The 17,699-nt window shown below is 49.2% G+C and carries 13 protein-coding genes, 1 tRNA gene and 2 pseudogenes; 10 read left to right on the top strand and 6 right to left on the bottom strand.

What is annotated here, in order from left to right:
- Positions 1 to 82: 82 nt before the first annotated feature.
- Genes EDM54_RS19470 through efeO form a run of 3 tightly spaced genes read right to left on the bottom strand, consistent with a single transcriptional unit; the run spans position 83 to position 4,122 of the window.
- Positions 83 to 1,978: an FTR1 family iron permease gene (locus EDM54_RS19470; RefSeq protein ID WP_371862586.1), complete on the bottom strand. Its 1,896-nt coding sequence runs from the start codon at positions 1,976 to 1,978 to the stop codon at positions 83 to 85.
- Positions 1,979 to 1,986: 8 nt separating this feature from the next.
- The gene (efeB, locus tag EDM54_RS19475) at positions 1,987 to 3,258 is read right to left on the bottom strand and encodes an iron uptake transporter deferrochelatase/peroxidase subunit (protein ID WP_122958658.1); all 1,272 of its coding nucleotides are present in this window, start codon (positions 3,256 to 3,258) and stop codon (positions 1,987 to 1,989) included.
- Positions 3,259 to 3,261: 3 nt separating this feature from the next.
- The gene (gene efeO / locus EDM54_RS19480; RefSeq protein WP_122958665.1) at positions 3,262 to 4,122 is read right to left on the bottom strand and encodes an iron uptake system protein EfeO; all 861 of its coding nucleotides are present in this window, start codon (positions 4,120 to 4,122) and stop codon (positions 3,262 to 3,264) included.
- A 400-nt stretch (positions 4,123 to 4,522) separates the two neighbouring features.
- On the opposite strand from efeO, the gene EDM54_RS19485 reads away from it, so the two are divergent.
- Positions 4,523 to 4,598, top strand: a tRNA-Ala gene (locus EDM54_RS19485).
- Between the two features lie 55 nt (positions 4,599 to 4,653).
- On the opposite strand, the gene EDM54_RS19490 is transcribed toward EDM54_RS19485, so the two are convergent.
- Complete coding sequence (locus EDM54_RS19490) at positions 4,654 to 5,631, bottom strand: quinone oxidoreductase family protein (protein WP_122958659.1); 978 nt, start codon at positions 5,629 to 5,631, stop codon at positions 4,654 to 4,656.
- 93 nt (positions 5,632 to 5,724) lie between these two features.
- On the opposite strand from EDM54_RS19490, the gene EDM54_RS19495 reads away from it, so the two are divergent.
- From EDM54_RS19495 to EDM54_RS19515, 5 genes and pseudogenes are all read left to right on the top strand, one after another.
- Complete coding sequence (locus EDM54_RS19495) at positions 5,725 to 6,678, top strand: helix-turn-helix transcriptional regulator (RefSeq protein ID WP_122958660.1); 954 nt, start codon at positions 5,725 to 5,727, stop codon at positions 6,676 to 6,678.
- Positions 6,679 to 7,144: 466 nt separating this feature from the next.
- Positions 7,145 to 7,306 carry a Mor transcription activator family protein gene (locus EDM54_RS27070; protein ID WP_228006877.1) on the top strand — a complete coding sequence of 54 codons (162 nt, stop codon included), beginning with the start codon at positions 7,145 to 7,147 and terminating at the stop codon, positions 7,304 to 7,306.
- Between the two features lie 202 nt (positions 7,307 to 7,508).
- Positions 7,509 to 8,063, top strand: coding sequence for a DUF1062 domain-containing protein (locus EDM54_RS19505; protein WP_003387934.1), 555 nt, complete (start codon positions 7,509 to 7,511; stop codon positions 8,061 to 8,063).
- Between the two features lie 263 nt (positions 8,064 to 8,326).
- Positions 8,327 to 8,668, top strand: coding sequence for an ArsR/SmtB family transcription factor (locus tag EDM54_RS19510; RefSeq protein ID WP_122958667.1), 342 nt, complete (start codon positions 8,327 to 8,329; stop codon positions 8,666 to 8,668).
- Positions 8,669 to 8,823: 155 nt separating this feature from the next.
- Positions 8,824 to 11,101: pseudogene (locus EDM54_RS19515) on the top strand (ATP-binding cassette domain-containing protein).
- Positions 11,102 to 11,277: 176 nt separating this feature from the next.
- Here the strand turns inward: EDM54_RS19515 and EDM54_RS26785 are convergent.
- Both EDM54_RS26785 and EDM54_RS19520 read right to left on the bottom strand, forming a co-directional pair.
- Positions 11,278 to 11,418 (bottom strand): putative holin-like toxin, encoded by a 141-nt coding sequence (locus EDM54_RS26785; protein ID WP_221175481.1) that lies wholly within the window; start codon positions 11,416 to 11,418, stop codon positions 11,278 to 11,280.
- 142 nt (positions 11,419 to 11,560) lie between these two features.
- Positions 11,561 to 12,426: pseudogene (locus EDM54_RS19520) on the bottom strand (LysR family transcriptional regulator).
- A gap of 137 nt (positions 12,427 to 12,563) precedes the next feature.
- Here EDM54_RS19520 and EDM54_RS19525 point away from each other — a divergent pair.
- From EDM54_RS19525 to EDM54_RS19540, 4 genes are all read left to right on the top strand, one after another.
- Positions 12,564 to 13,139 carry a LysE family transporter gene (locus EDM54_RS19525; RefSeq protein WP_122958661.1) on the top strand — a complete coding sequence of 192 codons (576 nt, stop codon included), beginning with the start codon at positions 12,564 to 12,566 and terminating at the stop codon, positions 13,137 to 13,139.
- A gap of 396 nt (positions 13,140 to 13,535) precedes the next feature.
- Positions 13,536 to 14,294 carry an alpha/beta fold hydrolase gene (locus EDM54_RS19530; RefSeq protein ID WP_003387929.1) on the top strand — a complete coding sequence of 253 codons (759 nt, stop codon included), beginning with the start codon at positions 13,536 to 13,538 and terminating at the stop codon, positions 14,292 to 14,294.
- A 7-nt stretch (positions 14,295 to 14,301) separates the two neighbouring features.
- On the top strand, positions 14,302 to 14,886 hold the full coding sequence (locus EDM54_RS19535) for a TetR/AcrR family transcriptional regulator (protein ID WP_003387927.1): 585 nt from the start codon (positions 14,302 to 14,304) through the stop codon (positions 14,884 to 14,886).
- A 199-nt stretch (positions 14,887 to 15,085) separates the two neighbouring features.
- The gene (locus EDM54_RS19540; protein ID WP_122958662.1) at positions 15,086 to 17,155 is read left to right on the top strand and encodes a HelD family protein; all 2,070 of its coding nucleotides are present in this window, start codon (positions 15,086 to 15,088) and stop codon (positions 17,153 to 17,155) included.
- Positions 17,156 to 17,699: the final 544 nt, after the last annotated feature.

Below are 17,699 nucleotides of genomic sequence, written 5' to 3' on the forward strand. Positions count from 1 at the left end.
CCTCTAGCTTTGGCGGACTGCAAACGAAAGAGCAGTCGCCGTATTGCCAGAGGGATTTTCTATTGAATGGGAATGCTCAGCGTTAAGAGACAGCAGCCCTGGCTTTCAGGTTTTTCCGCTCGACCCGGATTATATTCCACACAATGACAAGCAGAACGATCAGTTGCGGAATGGTGCCCTCCCAGCTACTGTACAAACCAAATGAAGGGGCGTCGATCAACAGATCAGACATATGCGCCGAAAGCTTCCCTGAAATCTGCAGGGCATGTATGCTCACGCCGATAAATTTAAACGCCAAATAGTAGAGCAATAGGCTCGCGACCAAAAAGAACGAGCGAATCGGAATGCGAGAGCTCATTTTGATCAGCGCGTACCCGATCACGGCCAGTAAAACGAGTGCGACCCCGATGCCGAACAGAAGGTCAGACATTTGAATAGAAGGCGCCATCCCGATGTAGAAAATGATCGTTTCTGCGCCTTCCCGCATTACAGCCAGAAAAGACGTCAAAGCCAATGACCAGAGCGCTCCTTTTGCCACCGATGCCCCAATCGATTTTTCCACGAACTGGTTCCAGGCGCGCAGATTGGACTTGCTGTGCAGCCACGCCCCGATCGTCACCATGAAGACAACGGCGATCAGACCGGTAACCCCTTCGATCAGCTCGCGGGAGTTGCCTGTGGACAGGTGGGACAAAAATACAGTCAGGACGAGCGCAAACACTCCAGACACAACCACGCCTGCACCGGCGCCGGACCAGATCCATTTTCGCTTGTCGGCATTGCCCGTGCGGTTCAAAAACGTCAGCAGGGCAGCGATGACCAGGATAGCTTCCAAGCCTTCGCGGAACAGGATCACTCCGGCATCCCAAGCCGAGTAGGAAACGGACTGGCTGTACGGCGCAAGCTCATCACGGAGCTCATTTAACAATGCATCCGCCTGCTCCAGCTTCGGAGGCTGGGAGAGCAGCAGGCTGGGGATGGAAACCATCCTGCTTTCAATCCGGTTGTACGCATCCTGCGACTTCGTCAAAACGACTCCCTCGACCGTTGGCCAGGCTACAATGAACTGGTCCATTTTGTCCGCTGCGTCTGTCGCCCGGCCGTTTTGCACGTCCGTTTGCACAGCGTTGAGCAGCTGAATCAGGTCGGAGATACTGTGAATCTCGCCCATAGCCCCCGTATCGCCGCTTGCTGCAGCAGATTTGCCGGCCAGATAGTCGTCCAGGACAAAGATCAATTCTTGCACCTTTTGCACGGCCTTTGCCTTGTCCGGCGGCTCTGTATTCAGCGCAATCCGCACGCCGGTGATTTTTACTTCGATCTTTCCGTAAAACTTGCCGTCCTCTTGGCGGATCAGGCTCTCTGCTTTGTACCATCCATTGACGAACGATTGGTAGCTGCTTTTGGCCTCTTCCCATTTCTCCGACTGGATTGCGGTCAGACTGTTTTGAATGAGCGGCAGGATTTTCTTGATGCTTTCATGCGCCTTTTCCTGCTTGCTCTCGCCGTCGAGGGAAGAGACGTACGTATCGATCGCTTTTGCCAAGGCAGACACGCTCGCATAAACGGCATCCGTATCGGGATTTGCTTGCGAGAGCTCTTGCTCGACAGCGGCAATGGCCTCCGTGACAGCCTTCGCCTCTGGACCGTTGCTCTTGGCCTCGCCCGCAATCGGGGCGGGGGCGTCCGGGGAATCCGTACTTGTGCCTGGCGTAGAATTACTGCTCGTACCAGGCGAGGAAGCTCCCTCAGCTTCCTTTGCAGCTGTTTCCGCCCAGAGCGTCTTCAGCTTGGAGATCGCGTCCTTCACTTGATCCAGATTTTTGTCTCCTGCTGAGATCAACGCATCGCTGACGAGGGAGATCAGCTGGTCTGACTGCTTGGCGGCGCCCGATTCGGGAGCGGCGAATGAGGAGGCCGGCAACACCAGCAGGAAGCATAGCAGCAGAATCGATATTGTGCGTTTCAAAATGCCCACCTCCAACCTCACAGTAATGTATCTCCGATATACCCGCCCTGCCCGACACCGGGCAGGCATGCGTACAGTCCGCTGCCGACGTGAACGATATACTCATTCAACCGGTCCTGGGCAGCGAGCTTTTGCTGCATCGGGACAAATTGCTTGCGCGGATCGCGGTTGTAGCAAATAAACAGCAGGCCTGCATCGAGCTGGCCGGTCTTAAGGTCAATGCCGTTCGAGTAGGAGTAGCCTCGACGCAGGATTTGCACCTTGCCCTCCATATGGGCAAGCGCCACGTGCGAGGCCGGGTCGATGAGCGGCCTTCCTTTGGCATCTTTTTTGCTGAAATCGAGCTTGGCGAATTCGTCCTTCTCCCCGATTGGCGCACCGGAATCGCGGTGGCGGCCAAAGGTCAGCTCCTGTTCGCCAAGCGAGGTGCGGTCCCACACTTCGATACGCATGCGAATCCGGCGGACGACCATGTAGCTGCCGCCTGTCATCCAGGCCGGACCGTCAGTGGAGGAAACCCAGACGACCTCATCGGCAACGCTCGCATTTTGTACATCGGGGTTGTTCGTCCCGTCTTTAAAGCCGAGCAAATTGCGGGGAGTGGAGCCTTTCGGATCAGCCGCTCCTGTACGCTGGAAGCCTTGCTGGAGCCAGCGCAGGACAGCTTTCCCCCGGGCGATCCGGGCCAGGTTGCGTATTCCGTGAAAGGCGACCTGCGGATCGTTGGCGCATACCTGCACGACCACATCGCCATCCGACCAATCGTCGACCAGCGCGTCCCCTTTGAAGCGGGGCATGTCGATCAGTGCCTCCGGCCGTTTTCCAGCCAGGCCAAACCTCTGGTCAAAGAAGGAAGCGCCCACCCCGAATGTAAAGGTGAGCCGTGTCGGCAATAGCCCAATGGCCTCGCCCGTATCTTTAGGGGGAAGGAATGCATTCGTGCTTTCATCCCCGACGCCCTGCCCTGCAGTCATTCGCGCACAGGCCTCTGTCCAGCTTTTGAACAGCTCCCGCACCGCTTGGACATCGGTCGTCGTCAGATCAAAAGCACCCATGCAAATAAAATCCTGCATGGGCGTCACAATGCCAGACTGATGCTTCCCGTAAAACGGAACGATGTCTTCGGAAGCAGATGGATGAGTATCGGGGGACCCAGATGCCGCTGTCTTGCTGTTCATCATCAGACTGCCCACGCCGCCGGCGCCGAGCAGCAGCCCGACGCCTCCTGCTCCGGCCAGCTTCAGCAAGTCGCGTCGGGTGTATGTTTTCCGGTCCTGATTGGAATCCATCCGTTACCCCTCCAACACCGTGCCGATTTTGGACAACGGCTCGGCTAAAGCGTCAATCGTTTGGCTCAGTTTTTTTGTTTCTTCCGGTTTCAGTTCTGTGTAGAGAACAAAATCGGTTCCTTTGCGGTACGGTGCAAGCGACTGGTCAAGCTCAGCAAAGCGGGTGTCGATTTCTTTCGCCAGGGCTGCATCTTTTTTCTCCAGTGTCGGCTTCAGGACCAGGTAAATTTCCTTGGCGCCTTCGACGTTGGCTGCGAAATCGTAAAGGTCGGTATGGGAGTAGCGCTCTTCCTCGCCGGTAACCTTGCTGGAGGAGACCTCGTTCAGCAGCTCGACAGCGCCGGTCACGAGCATCTGGGTGTCGATCTCGACGTGCTCTACTTTCACGCGGAGTTGTTTTACGTCCTGGAGCAGCTGGTCAGCCACTTTGCCCATGCCTTTGGTTGACTTGTCTACCCATAGCGCTTTCTCCAAACGGTGGAAGCCGCGCCATTCGCTATCCGGTACATCGCCTTCGCGAGCGTCGATCCACGGGTCGAAATCTCCGAGCGATTCGGCGATTGGCTCGATTCTTTCAAAGTACATGCGGGTAGGCGCATACAGCTTTTTGGCCGTTTCCAGATCGCCCGCCTTGACCGCTTTGACGAAAGCGTCGGTTTCTTTTACAAATTGATCCGTCTGGCTGATGACGAATTTGTGGTATTGCTCGATCGCTGCCTGGTCGGCTTCGTTTGAAGCGGCGGACTGGCTAGTTTGAGTGGTTTCACCGGCTTGACTAGTGCCGGCTACTGCGTCGGACTGCGATTGACCGGCCGCTGTGTCCGTTTTTTCGGCGGTTCCGGCTTGGCCGCAAGCGGCAAGCATCGCCGACAGGCTGAGAACTGCGAGGAATTTGGTAGGATTGGACTTGATGGACACGGGAGTTTTCCCCTTTCTGGTTGAGCGTTTTGTGTTTTGATTTTTGGTCAGTAAGTATGGGTTGAACGAATGAATAAGGAAGAGATAAAAGTTGGATATAAGTAATTGATAATGTTTATCATTATCAATGCTGTTGTTTATAGTAATAGGGGAGAGGGGAAATCGTCAACTGTTTTTTGTTGAGGGCAGGGAGTGAAAACGGGGGAGTGTTTCCGAGGGGGATGGAGGATATAATTGAAAGGCGGGGGTTAAACTTTTTAGGTTTGGAAAGCGAAATTTTTAGTTGCATCATAAATTTGGATGTGCTATACTCCTATTTGTAAGCGAGAGAAGTTCAGGAAAATATGGGGCATTAGCTCAGCTGGGAGAGCGCTACACTGGCAGTGTAGAGGTCAGCGGTTCGATCCCGCTATGCTCCACCATATATAGCAAGTAACGCAGCCAATCCCGGCTGCGTTTTTTGATTTCATGCCACCATCATTCTGAGCTTACTTTCAGACATAATTTCCCCAGGTAATGATTCGTGATCGCGATATGTGCATCGCGTGCTTCTTCCAGCAAAAACGTGCGGCTGGTATGAACGGTTATTTGATCATTTTCAAGGTAATGATGCAATCGCCTAATAATGTCGGTATCCGGTTCGCCGTTATATCCAGATACGCTTATTCCGTCACGTGCCTGCAGCGCGGGGCGTATGCCATTGGGATATGCGACGCGTCCCCCCCTGCGAATACATTTCATCGCTGCATTGGCGGCCTCCCCGCCTGCGCAAAACAAGGCAGCATCGAAACCTTCAGGAGCGAACGTACTAGATGCCAAAGCAATATCCTCTGTACGGCCGTTCATCACCGCATCGATGCCGAGATTCTGTATCATCTCAACGCCGTCTTTACCTGAAGCAACGGCAAATACTCGTGCCCCTTTGCACTTCGCAAGCTGTACCGCCAAGTGGCCTACTCCTCCGCTGGCGCCAAAAATCATGATAGACTCTCCTTGTTTAAGCTCCAATACATCTTCAAGTCCACGCAGCGCAGTAATCCCCACTCCGGAGACCACCGCTGCTTCCTGAACGGTCATACCATTTGGAATCGGAGACACGTATTTGACATGAACAGATGCATACTCTGCATAGAATCCGCCTCGGGGATTAAGAAAGCCGGGGGCGTACACTTTATCGCCAATGTTGAATGCCAAAACCTTTTCGCCTGTTGCAGCCACAGTTCCAGCCCCTTCTGAACCTAATACATAAGGAAAACGGGGTTCTATGCCCAGCATTGACGCATACCCTCCTTGACGTTCAAATGTATCCCATTCTCCCACACCTGCGTATTCAACGCGAATCAGCACGTCCTCGGGTCCGATCTCGGGCAAATCAATCTTTTGCAGAACGAGTTCTTCAGGACCACCAAACCGATTAAGCACCGCAGCTTTCATCGTATCCATCTTATTAATCATAGCAACCTCCTCATTTGACCTGTGTTTTTGTTGCAATTGAAAGTGTACAAGAATACCATGACAATAACTGACATGTTTTATGGTGAGGAGTGAATGTTTATATCCAAGGCAAAGCTCTTATTCAACCTGATGATGTATGTCAATGCGAAGCGCTCCTTTACTGCTCAGGACGTTGCCTATGAATTCGATATTTCGGTGCGAACAGCACATAGGTATTTGTCAGAGTTGAGTGAAATGGGCGTCCCCCTCTATACCGAGCCTGGTCGAAACGGCGGTTATCGAGTGTTGAACAGCAGGCTGCTGCCACCCATTATCTTTGACGAGAATGAAGCCTTCTCCATTTTCTTTGCATTTCAATCACTACAATTCTATCAATCACTGCCCTTTGACATTGAGATCAAATCTGTTTCCGCAAAGCTGTATTCAAGCCTTCCGCATGATATAAAGAGAAAAATAGATCGGCTGGAGGGTGTGTTGTCCTTTTGGAATATAAAAAGAAGCGTTCCGTCACAATTTCTAAAGGAAATTATCGAAGCTTCTGTAGAGAAGCAGAACCTGCAAATCGAATACGCGTCAAAAGAAAAGAATACGATCCGCGAAGTCTCCCCAATCGGTATCTATACGTACAATGGATTCTGGTATATGCCCGCCATTGATCTTGCCAATAACGAGGTAAAATTGTTTCGGACTGATCGGATTTTATCCTTGAAGGTTATGGAAAGGCATCAAGACCCGCAAGTTACTCTTCACGAATGGTTGGACAGACACACTGCCAAATCGCCAATGAATCCGCTCCGATTATACGTGGAGTTGACGAGGGAAGGACTGAGACAATGCCGGAGCCAGCCCTGGTTGGAGCCTGATATTGTGATGATGAATGAAGATCAAGGATACATTGACACTATGATTGATAAAAGTGAAGTCGAATTTGTATCCAGGTATTTTCTCCAGTTAGGTACTGCGGCAAAGGTTATCGAGCCGCGTGAAATGATTGACCGTATTTATTTCCTGTCACAAGAGCTGCTCAAGCACTATTCTGATAGGTAACGGTTGCTCCCGTTGCAGTCGCGGATCGTACCCAATCAGTTTTTTGGAGCAGTTGAATAAACCACTACGGGAGTGCGCCACACTGGGCAGTCAAGTGGTCGTCGGTTCGATCCCGGGTAGGTCCCATCTGGAGCCCACGCTCGGTGCTGCACCAAAATGCTCTTGTTCTTGATAACAAAGCAGGGCGGTGTTATAATTTTACAAAATTAGGCAGGAGGAGGCTTGTATATATGCTTAATCCAATCGTTAACATTGCATAGCAAAGGCTATTGCAATGAACAGCTACAAGGGTAGAAATCAGATGCGAACATAGCCTATGCTATTCCTAAAAATAAAACTTTTAGGAGAGCAAAATGAGCTATAAGAGGGCGATTCATATACTCCCGAATGACTTGCTTGAGATGGTGCAAGAGTATGTAGACGGTGAGTTTATCTATATCCCCAGAAAATCAGGCAAGAAAAAAGAATGGGGTCAAGTACATCTACCCGCACAGAATTACAGCAGCGAAATAGGCAGATTTATGAAGAGTATTTGGCGGGGAATAGTCTGCAACAATTAGCTGATAAATATTTTTTGTCTTTGAAAAGCATGCAAAGGATAATACGGGAACAAAGAAACATTCCTTGAGCATAGAATGAGCCAATGCAGTTTATCTACTGTATTGGCTCATTTTCTTTTACGAAAAGTCTTTGAGGTTTGGCTTTGCAGGACAGGATCATACAATGTAGGTAGACGAAATGCCAGACTGGGGGGACGTTTATGAAAAGGATTTGTGACAATCCGCCTTTTCTCTTTCCTATTTCATTCTGAATAGGAAGGATAACATTTTATGCAAATCGTAAACGTGGATATACAGTATCTATCTCCACCACCTGCAATCAAGTATTGCAAGAAATGTGGCAAAAAAACAGAGTATGTTTGTTCCGGATTATTTCGTGTAAATGCTCAACGCAAGTATTTAGATATATGGTTAATCTATAAATGTTCAAATTGCGATTCTACATGGAATATGACTATTTACTCCCGTATCAATCCCAAAAGCATTGCCTCCGAAATATTGGAGGGGTTCCATAGCAATAACGGAGAGCTTGTGGAGAAATATGCTATGGATACGGAGCTGATACAGAAAAACGGAGCTGAAGTTGGCCTTCCAAAGTACAAAATACGAGGGCCCGCTATTGATTTTTCCATGCCTATCGAATTACACATAAAAAGCCCCTATCCATCTCGGCTGAAAGTATCTGCTTTGTTACGGGAAATCTTGAATTTGTCTCAAAAGGCTTTTGAGCAAAGGATAACCAACGAGTCAATCCGAAGCGCTAGCGGGCTTGACTTAAAAAAATGCAGAATACAAACAGAAGTTGTTTTGATAATTGAGAACTGAAAGTCAACGGCGGTTTTGACAACAGGTATGTAGCCGCCGTTTTCCTTCTACACGGCAGAGATGCCGTTTTTTTGTTTATCTTTAAATGACGGAGTTCCGTCGAAGACGTTCACTGGCGGTTTCCGACATCGAACGTAAAAAATCGCACTCACAGCTTCGGAGTTTTGAAGCTGGAAAGAAATGCTGGTTCCCTGATAGTGAGGTGGTTAAAAAAGTCGTTATATGCGTTTGTGTGTATATACGCGATGGTGTATATTAAAAACATGAACACGACATCGATGCAACTAACATTAATTACGATCGCCGAGCCGAACCGTTTTAACATTGTCGAACTTTTAAAACAAGGACCGCGATCCGTAAGTGAAATCGTTCAGGCTCTCAACATCGGCCAACCGCAAGTGTCTCGCCATTTGCGTATTTTGAGCGAGGCTGGGTTGGTACGCGTCCGCAGCAAGGCCCAGCAGCGAATATATAGCCTTGAAGCCCGGCCGTTTCAGGAGCTGGATGAATGGTTCGATTCATTCAGCATCCTGTGGGAAGAACGACTCGACAATTTCGAAGACAATATGTTCGACTACGACTACAAAAGAAAGGAGAACGTATGACAGGGCTCAATAGCTTTACCGCGAATTGCTCTCGGAACTACCAGGCAACCTGGAACGAGTGCGTATCAACCGCCAATGCCAAACCCTGATCTTCAAGCGCTTGCGGCCGTTCTGCGAGGAGGCAAGCAGAAATTCACTTTCGGAAGGATGATAACATGAGCGAATCCAATCAGGAATATATCGTAATCTCGGCTGCAAGGGAAAACAATCTCAAGAACGTATCCTTGCGCATTCCCAAGCGGAAGATCACAATTTTCACCGGGGTATCCGGATCGGGCAAGTCATCAATCGTCTTCGATACGATTGCCGCAGAATCCACGCGTTTGCTAAATGAGAACTTCAGCATGTTCGTGCGTAATTTCCTGCCGCGCTATCCGCAGCCAGATGCGGATGCGATCGAGAACCTGAGCATGGCGGTTATTGTGGATCAGAAGCGGCTGGGCGGCGGTTCCCATTCCACAATGGGCACGATTACCGACATTTCTCCCATTCTTCGTCTTCTCTTCTCCCGAGTGGGTCAGCCCTATATTGGACAAGCGCACATGTTTTCATTTAACGATCCGCAGGGCATGTGTCCCGAGTGCAACGGAATCGGCCGCAGGCTGGGAGTAGACATGAGCAAGGCGCTGGACATGTCAAAGTCGTTGAATGAAGGGGCCATCCTGCTCCCTGACTATAAGGTGAACGGCTGGGAGTGGAATATGATCGTGCAATCGGGGGCCTTCGATCTCGATAAGAAACTGAGCGATTATTCGGAGGAGGAGCTGGAGCAGCTGCTGTACGCCAAGGCGAGGAAAGTGGAGATGGATTTCGCCGGGAAGGCAATGAATATTACAGTGGAGGGTGTCATCGAGAAGTTCACCAACAAGTACATCAAGCAGGATGTAAAGACGAAATCGGAGCGCACACAAAAAGCTGTTGCACCGTACATCACCGAAGGTACCTGCTCCAGCTGCCACGGCCGCGAGACTCAGTCAGGCCGCGCTCAGTTGCAGGATCAATGGACGGAACATTGCGGAGCTGTCCTCCATGGAGGTCGGACAGCTCATCGGCGTCATACGGGAGATTGACGACGAGGTCGCCGCTCCGATCGTAAAATCGCTGACAGAGCGGTTGCAGCATTTGGTGGATATCGGACTTGACTACTTGACGCTGGACCGGGAGACGGATACATTGTCCGGCGGCGAGTCGCAGCGCGTCAAGATGGTGAAGCACCTGAGCGGCAGTCTTGTGGATGTCACTTACATCTTCGATGAGCCCAGCGTTGGCTTGCACCCCCGTGATGTACACCGGTTAAATGGGTTGCTTCAGAAGCTGCGCGACAAGGGGAATACCGTGATCGTCGTCGAGCATGATCCCGATGTGATCAAGGTGGCGGATCATATCGTCGATGTTGGACCATATGCCGGGAGCCGCGGCGGTACCATCGTGTATGAAGGAAGCTTCCAGGGGCTGCTCGAAGCAGATACGCTGACGGGCACCCATATGAAGCGGCCGCTCCTCCTGAAGCACGATTGCAGGCAGCCGTCCGGCAAGCTGTCCATAAAGAATGCCACACTGCACAACCTGCGAAATGTAAGTGTAGATATTCCAACGGGGGTGCTCACAGTCGTTACGGGTGTCGCCGGCTCGGGCAAGAGCACGCTGATTAACGAAGTATTCCTCAGCCAGCATCCGGATGCGATTGTCATCGACCAATCGGCGGTAGGAGTGTCAACACGCTCGAATCCCGCGACCTATACGGGCATTATGGATGATGTGCGCAAGGCGTTTGCTTCCGCGAACAAGGTGAGCCAAGGATTGTTCAGCTTCAACTCCAAGGGGGCTTGCGAGAACTGCCAAGGGCTGGGTGTTGTGTATACAGACCTCGCATTCCTCGACAGCGTGAAGCTGCCATGCGAAGTATGCGGAGGTAGACGATTCAAGGAAGAAGTGCTCGCGTACAAGCTGAACGGCAAGTCAATTGCAGAAGTGCTGGAGATGACTGTGGAGCAGGCATTGGATTTTTTTGAGCTAAAAGAGGTTGTTCGCAAGCTCCAGGCGATGAGTGATGTGGGGCTGAACTATATTACGCTCGGTCAGCCGCTCAGCACGCTTTCGGGAGGGGAATGCCAGCGTATCAAGCTGGCAAGCGAGCTGCATAAGAAAGGCAGCATTTATGTGATGGATGAGCCGACGACCGGACTACACATGTCAGATATCGGTCACATTCTGGGGATCATGAACCGTCTCGTGGATGCCGGCAATACGGTGATCGTCATCGAGCACAATCTCGATGTGATCAGCCAAGCGGATTGGATCATCGATATGGGACCGGACGGCGGCAGCAAGGGCGGGCAGGTGGTGTTCGAGGGCACCCCTTCGCAGATCATCCATGCAGAACAGTCGATCACGGGAAAATACTTGATGAAGGCATCTAATCCACTGCCGTAAAGCAAGTCTGTATATTTTCATGACGCGAATCTTGCCTGTAAAAACTGGAAAACGTTTAGTAAGAAGAAGAAGGAGCCATGCTGTAACACGACTCCCTGGCACAGCAGACTGCTTCAAAGGCAGTCGGCTTCGGATCTGTGACCAAGAAATAGACCGCTTACCTTGGCGAGGGCGATCTATTTCTTTTGGCTAATCGCAGCAATGATCGCGACAATCAGTGAGAGCAGTGCAATAAGAAGCGGACCAAAACCGATCATCCGTGTCAAAGCGTCTTTAACCCTAGCCGGTAGAAACGTTACACTGGCCGTGTAAAACATGAAAAGTTGTACGGTATATAAAAAAATAAAAGCCGATGTTCTTTAAGTAGAATATCGGCTATTGAACTTTTACGATCCACCAGCTTCAAAAATGCTATAAAAGCAGAGACCCATTGCGTTTCAGCATTTCCATTCTCCGTACCTACACAGCTTCCAACGTCAGCTCAATAAACTTTTGCACCGCAGGAGAAAGCGACTTTTTTGACTTGACGAGCAGATGCGAGTAAATGGGCTCAAATTGTTCGTTGTGTTCAAGAATATTCAATAATCCGTTTTCAACTTCATTTTTTACGGTGACATAGGGTAATACTGAAAAGCCCAAACCGCTCATCACACATTGCTTGATGGCCTCCAGGCTCCACAGTTCCATCGTTTGAAATGTCGGGATTTGATTCTGCACGAGATACGTCTCAAACATGGTGCGATAACTGCATCCATCTTCATTCGCAATAAAGTATTCGTCAGTCCCTTTATATTCATCAAAGTGCCGCTTTTTTTTGGACTGGCGATCAAAACGATCTCTTCCTTGTGCAATTGATGGTGGATGCAATGATCGATTTCCAATTTGGGCCAAACCATAAAAGCAATATCGACGAGTCCGCTCATCAAATCTTTTTGGTTTTGCCCGCAGGTGCCATTGCTTACGATGATCGTAACATCCGGATATTTCGTTGTATATTCCCTCAGAATGGGCCCCAAACGCGAAATCGTTAATGACTCCGGGGCAGCAATTTTTAGCTCTCCGCTTACTTTGTCATGGTTTTTCATCTGGGTTATGCGATGATACGTATCGAGCAATTCATCGGCCATGGGAATCAGTTCTTTTCCCAGGGAGGTCAGTTGCAGCTCTCTTCTGATGTAAGTAAATAATTCGCCGCCGATCTCCCTTTCCAACGCTTGTATATGAGAAGTAATGGTTGATTGCGTATAGCCCAATTTTTTGGCGGCATTCGTGTAGCTGCCGACATCGACAATGGTTCGAAACGTAAGAAAATGTCGTATATCCAAAAGGGTTGGCCTCCTCTTGTGTATTCAAAAAAATGATATTTGGTATTCGTGATTTCAATTTTACCGATAAATAGGCAGGTATTACAATGAATCACGTATTCTTTTGCAACTGATTAACGAGAGGAGAGATCAAGGAAATGAATCTTACCGCATTCCTTCTCTATATCATTATTACATCCATTACCCCGGGGCCAAGCAACCTGTTAGTGATGAACACGGCAAGAAGATATGGTTTCAAAGGATCTGCTCCCTTCAACATGGGAATAGTTTCAGGGTTTATTATGCTTGGGATAGGTACCTCGCTGCTGACGGCAAGTCTTTATCAGTGGATTCCCATGGCAGAACCATACTTGAAAGCAGCGGGTGCGGCGTACCTGTTGTATCTGGCATGGCAAATGGCATTTTCCAAGGGAGCCGAGGGTACGGACACGAATAGCCGGTCTTCTTTTTTTGCAGGCCTGCTTTTTCAGATTTTGAATGTAAAAAGCATCTTGTATTTCTTAACTGCCATGTCAACTTTCATTCTTCCCTATCACGACTCAAATGAAGCCAAGCTCTTTTTTATGTGCGTCACCATACTGATTGGCTGCGCAGCATTGCTATTGTGGGCCTTATGTGGTGCGGCTTTTAAAAAGATATTTGCAAAATACGATAGGATCATAAATATGATCATGTGCTTGTTGCTCATCTATTCTGCGATAACCATTTTCTAAGAAAGAAGTGAGCTTTACCTTCTCCAGCGTTTATTACTGTGACCCGAACATGTCACGCATAAATGGGAAAATGTACAATAAAACGAGGGAAGGAGCCGTCCGGTAAGAAGACTTCCAGGCATAGTAGACCGTTTCAAAAGCGCTCGGCTTCGGAAGTTGCGATAGAAGAAATAGACCGTTTATCTTGGCGAGGGCGGTCTATTTCTATTGGTTAATCGTAGCAATGATAGCGTCAATCGGTGGGAGCATGAAACTCAACGCGACCTGATATGGGTTGCGTTTTTTGTGTGCAACTGGCAGTCGCATCGCTAGCGTTTTTATTGACTGGACATTCAGTCATAAAATAAACTATAGATGGAGATAATTCCAATCCAAAAAAGGAAAGGGGGCTATTTCATGAATCTGAACCATAATTCGTATGGAAATGGACCGGCGATTGTCATGATTCACAGTGGGGGTGTCGACTCAAGAGAATGGTTGGAGCTCATCCCGCTGCTTGCCAACTTCCATCGGGTCGTCACCTTTGATGGTCGAGGCACCGGTCGTTCGCCAGCTCCTGAAGAACCGATGGACCTCGTTGCTGATTTGCTAGGACTGCTCGACCATTTGAAGCTGGATCGGGTTACGCTTGTCGGCCATTCCATAGGAGGCGAATTGGCCACCAATTTCACGCTCTCTTATCCGGAAAGAGTGGAACATCTGATTGTCATCGCGCCGTCTTTGACGGGATATCCTTACTCCAAAGTGTTTACGGATTGGATGGCCGAGATTAATTCGCTAGCTCCTGATATCGGTAAAATGGTGAAGTGTTCATTGGATGGTCCCAATTATCGAATTGTAATGGCAAGCGACTACCGTGACTTGCTTATTGAAATGCATACCCAATACATGACCCGCGTCTTTTCGGAGTGGCGGAGCTTTGAAGTGATTTGGCCACAGCCGCTTGCCATAGAGCGTTTGGAGCTGATTGCCCAGCCTACTCTGTTTATACACGGAACGGAAGAGTGGAGCGACATGCTCGGTGTGGCCAAGGAGTTTGAGCGAGTGTCTTCGATCGCTTTCGCCAAGGTGGAGGGAGCGGATCATATGTTGACATTGACGCACGCTGAGGACCTTGCCACGCATATTCATTCTTTTCTAAAATCGAAGGAGTGAATGATCCATGCCACGCAGCAGGGAAGAAAACGAACGAATTCGCCAACAGACCAAGAACAGTATAAGTACCGCAGCCATGGAGGTCTTCCTTGAACGGGGGTACCATGCTTCATCTGTCGAGGATATTGCCAAAAGAGCAGGCATCTCCAAGGGGCTGCTTTACAACTACTATCAGGGCAAAGAAGGCCTTTTGGCAGAAATCGTTCGAATTCGGACAGACGAGATAGCGAATGTCATCGAAACGGCGTCCGCGCTCCCTTCACCAAAAGATCAGTTGGCACATATTGTTGAAGGCGCGTTAAGCCACATTGTACAAAATCCGAAGGCGTACCGGTTTCTCCTTCATCTGCAGACGCAGCCTGAAGAGGATGCTGTGTTATCCAAATACAGCCAAATGTTAAACCAGGAAATGGCCAGGCAATTCGAAACCCAGTGTGCAATATTCGAGCGAATGGAAGTAGCGAATCCAGCACTCCGTTCCTTATACTTCTCCTCCGCGCTTCACGGTGTTATGCTGCTGATGACTGTGTACCCCGGCTATCCGGTTGAGGAAGTAAAGAAGCAGATTATCAAGGATTTCTGTCATGGTTAATCACCAAAAAAACCAAGTCCTGCTCTCAGGAACTTGGTTTTTGTCATCTTTAATATGCAAATTTATGGCATTTTTGTATGCCGTTTTTTGGACCCACGATTAAAATATAATACTACAAAGAAAAGTATAAGTCTATATTTTTTTGCGAAGTTCTCTACACTTATGAGTACATTCTTATTAAGAAAAGAGGGCGGCGTCTATGATCGAGAATCAGACGGAAATGGAAGAAAGAGAACATTTGGCCAACATCGTGTCCAAGCTGCAAAAAGCGCTGCAAACGATTGAGCAAAAGATCAGCAAGGCACATCATGAGATTATGGAATCCAAAAAATACCTTTGGGAGAACAGGTCCGAGCTTGACCCGGCGGAAACAGCAGCAAACAAGATCGACATCATGCTCACGATTGACCAGGGAGAGAAGGCTGTCGACAAAGAAAGAAGGCTTCGGAAACTAATAGAGTCCCCGTATTTCGGAAGAGTGGATTTCGTCCTTGACGGCCAGAGCAGAAGCGATTCCCACTACATCGGGGTCCATGCTTTCAGCGAAGAGGACAGCCAAAAGAACCTCATCTATGATTGGCGTTCCCCTGTCGCGAGCATGTTCTATGATTTTGAGGTAGGCAGAGCCTCTTACCCCTCTCCGGCAGGACAGGTTGAAGGGGAGGTCTGTTTGAAAAGACAATATAAGATCAAAGATGGCGTCATGCAATACATGATTGAAAGCTCGCTGAACATCAACGACGAAGTCCTGCAAAGAGAGCTCAGTCAGACATCCAACGAGAAGATGAAAAATATTGTCGCTACCATTCAAAAGGAACAAAACGTCATCATTCGCAATGAGCATTCCCATGAACTAATCATTCAAGGCGTTGCCGGATCAGGCAAAACCTCGGTCGCCCTTCACCGGGTCGCCTTTTTGCTGTACAGAAGCAAAGGGACGATCACTTCGCAGAATATATGGATTATCTCCCCGAATAAAGTGTTTTCCGACTATATTTCCAACATCCTCCCTGAGCTGGGGGAGGAGAAGATTATGGAGATCGGGATCGAAGAGATTGCGGAGAAAGAGCTTGACGGCGTATGCAAATTCGAGAGCTTCAGCCAGCAGGTGGCGGAGCTTGCAGCCTCGAACGACCAGTCTCTCATTGAACGCATCCAATATAAATCCGGCATAGAGATGGTAGAACGTCTGGATCAGTTTCTGGCCCATATGAGCGAGGCTTCCTTTGTCCCAGATGATATAGCATTCGACAACGTGCATATCGCAAAAGAAGACATCATGCGCGCTTATCGCGGTGCCGCAAACCTGCCAATCAAGCAAAGACTGGAGAAAACAGCGTCGATCATTGCGGCAAACGCAAGGGATGAAAATGGCGACAAGGCAACGGCAGCCACAGCAAAAAAAGTCAAAACGGCAATCAAGAAAATGTTTGCATCTCTGAATTTGCTTGTAATCTACAAGGATTTCTATGAATACATGGGAAGACCGGAATTGTTCAAGCTGAAAAAGCCAAAGATGCTGGAGTTTTCCGATGTTTTTCCTCTGGTCTATATGAAAATCCACCTGGAAGGAACAAAGGGCTTTGAGGAAGTGAAGCATTTGCTGGTGGATGAAATGCAGGATTATACACCCGTACAATACGCCGTTTTGTCCCGTTTGTTCACATGCAAAAAGACCATTCTGGGGGACTGCAATCAATCCGTGAATCCTTACTCCTCCTCTTCGATAACAGAGATCAAAAAGGTGTTTCCAAATGCGGAAACCGTTGAGTTGTTAAAGAGCTACCGCTCGACCGTGGAAATTATCAGGTTTGCCCAGCAAATCAACCCGAACAGCCGAATGATTCCGATCGAACGCCATGGCCCTTCCCCTGAGATCAAAAAGGCGAGTGACAGCAGCGCCGAGCTTGAACAGATCAAGAAAATCATCGCAAGCTTCCAGAAATCGGAGCAGCGTACTTTGGGCATCGTCTGCAAGTCGCAAAGCCAGGCGGAAAAGCTGTATCAAGAGATCGCGAGTAGTGGCGAAGCCGTCCATCTACTGGATTTTGGCAGCGATCAATTCCGTGAGGGGGTCATTGTCACGTCGTCACATTTGGCCAAAGGCCTTGAGTTTGATCAAGTGCTCGTGCCCTTTGTCGATGCGGAAAACTACAAGACAGACATGGACCGAAGCTTGCTGTATATCGCCTGCACAAGAGCCATGCATATGCTTACGCTTACTTATTCAGGAGAGGCTTCGCCATTTTTATTGCAGTTGGTGCAGTGAGGCGGTGAAGAAGTTAAGCAGGTAAGCGATGGAACGGTGAAATGGTGAAGCTAGCCGCTTTAAGACGCAACCACGCCCAGATGAGCGTGGTTTTTTGTGTGAAGCGTGCCCAGCAAGCCGTTAATTGCTAGTTGGTGAAAGTCCAACCGAGGCAGGAGCCAAGTCACCTCGTAGCTGACAGGCAACTGGTGGAGAAATCCTAAGGTTGAAGCCCTGTGACAAAGTAACTCGAAAGAGTGCGAGCAAATCAGCAGGCCGTAACATAAAGTGAATCCTGCAGCCTCGTTAAGAAAGACCACCGAGAGGTGGACAAAGGGAAGCCGAGCTTGTTTCATATGGGCGAAGGCCAAGGACGGTGTGGAGAACTTGGAATACAGCACCTATGAATCCCTCGGGGTATGGGGAGCGGTATGTTGAGAAAGTAGTTAACGGAACTGGGGAGACCCTACTCTGCACGCCCCGTCAGGAGCGTAAAACGGAAACCTATAACCGTAAGGGAAGTGGTGGATGGCAGAGAGGGAGTCGGAGGGGTTCATAGTACCGA

The organism is Brevibacillus borstelensis (assembly GCF_003710865.1).
Lineage (GTDB): Bacteria > Bacillota > Bacilli > Brevibacillales > Brevibacillaceae > Brevibacillus > Brevibacillus borstelensis.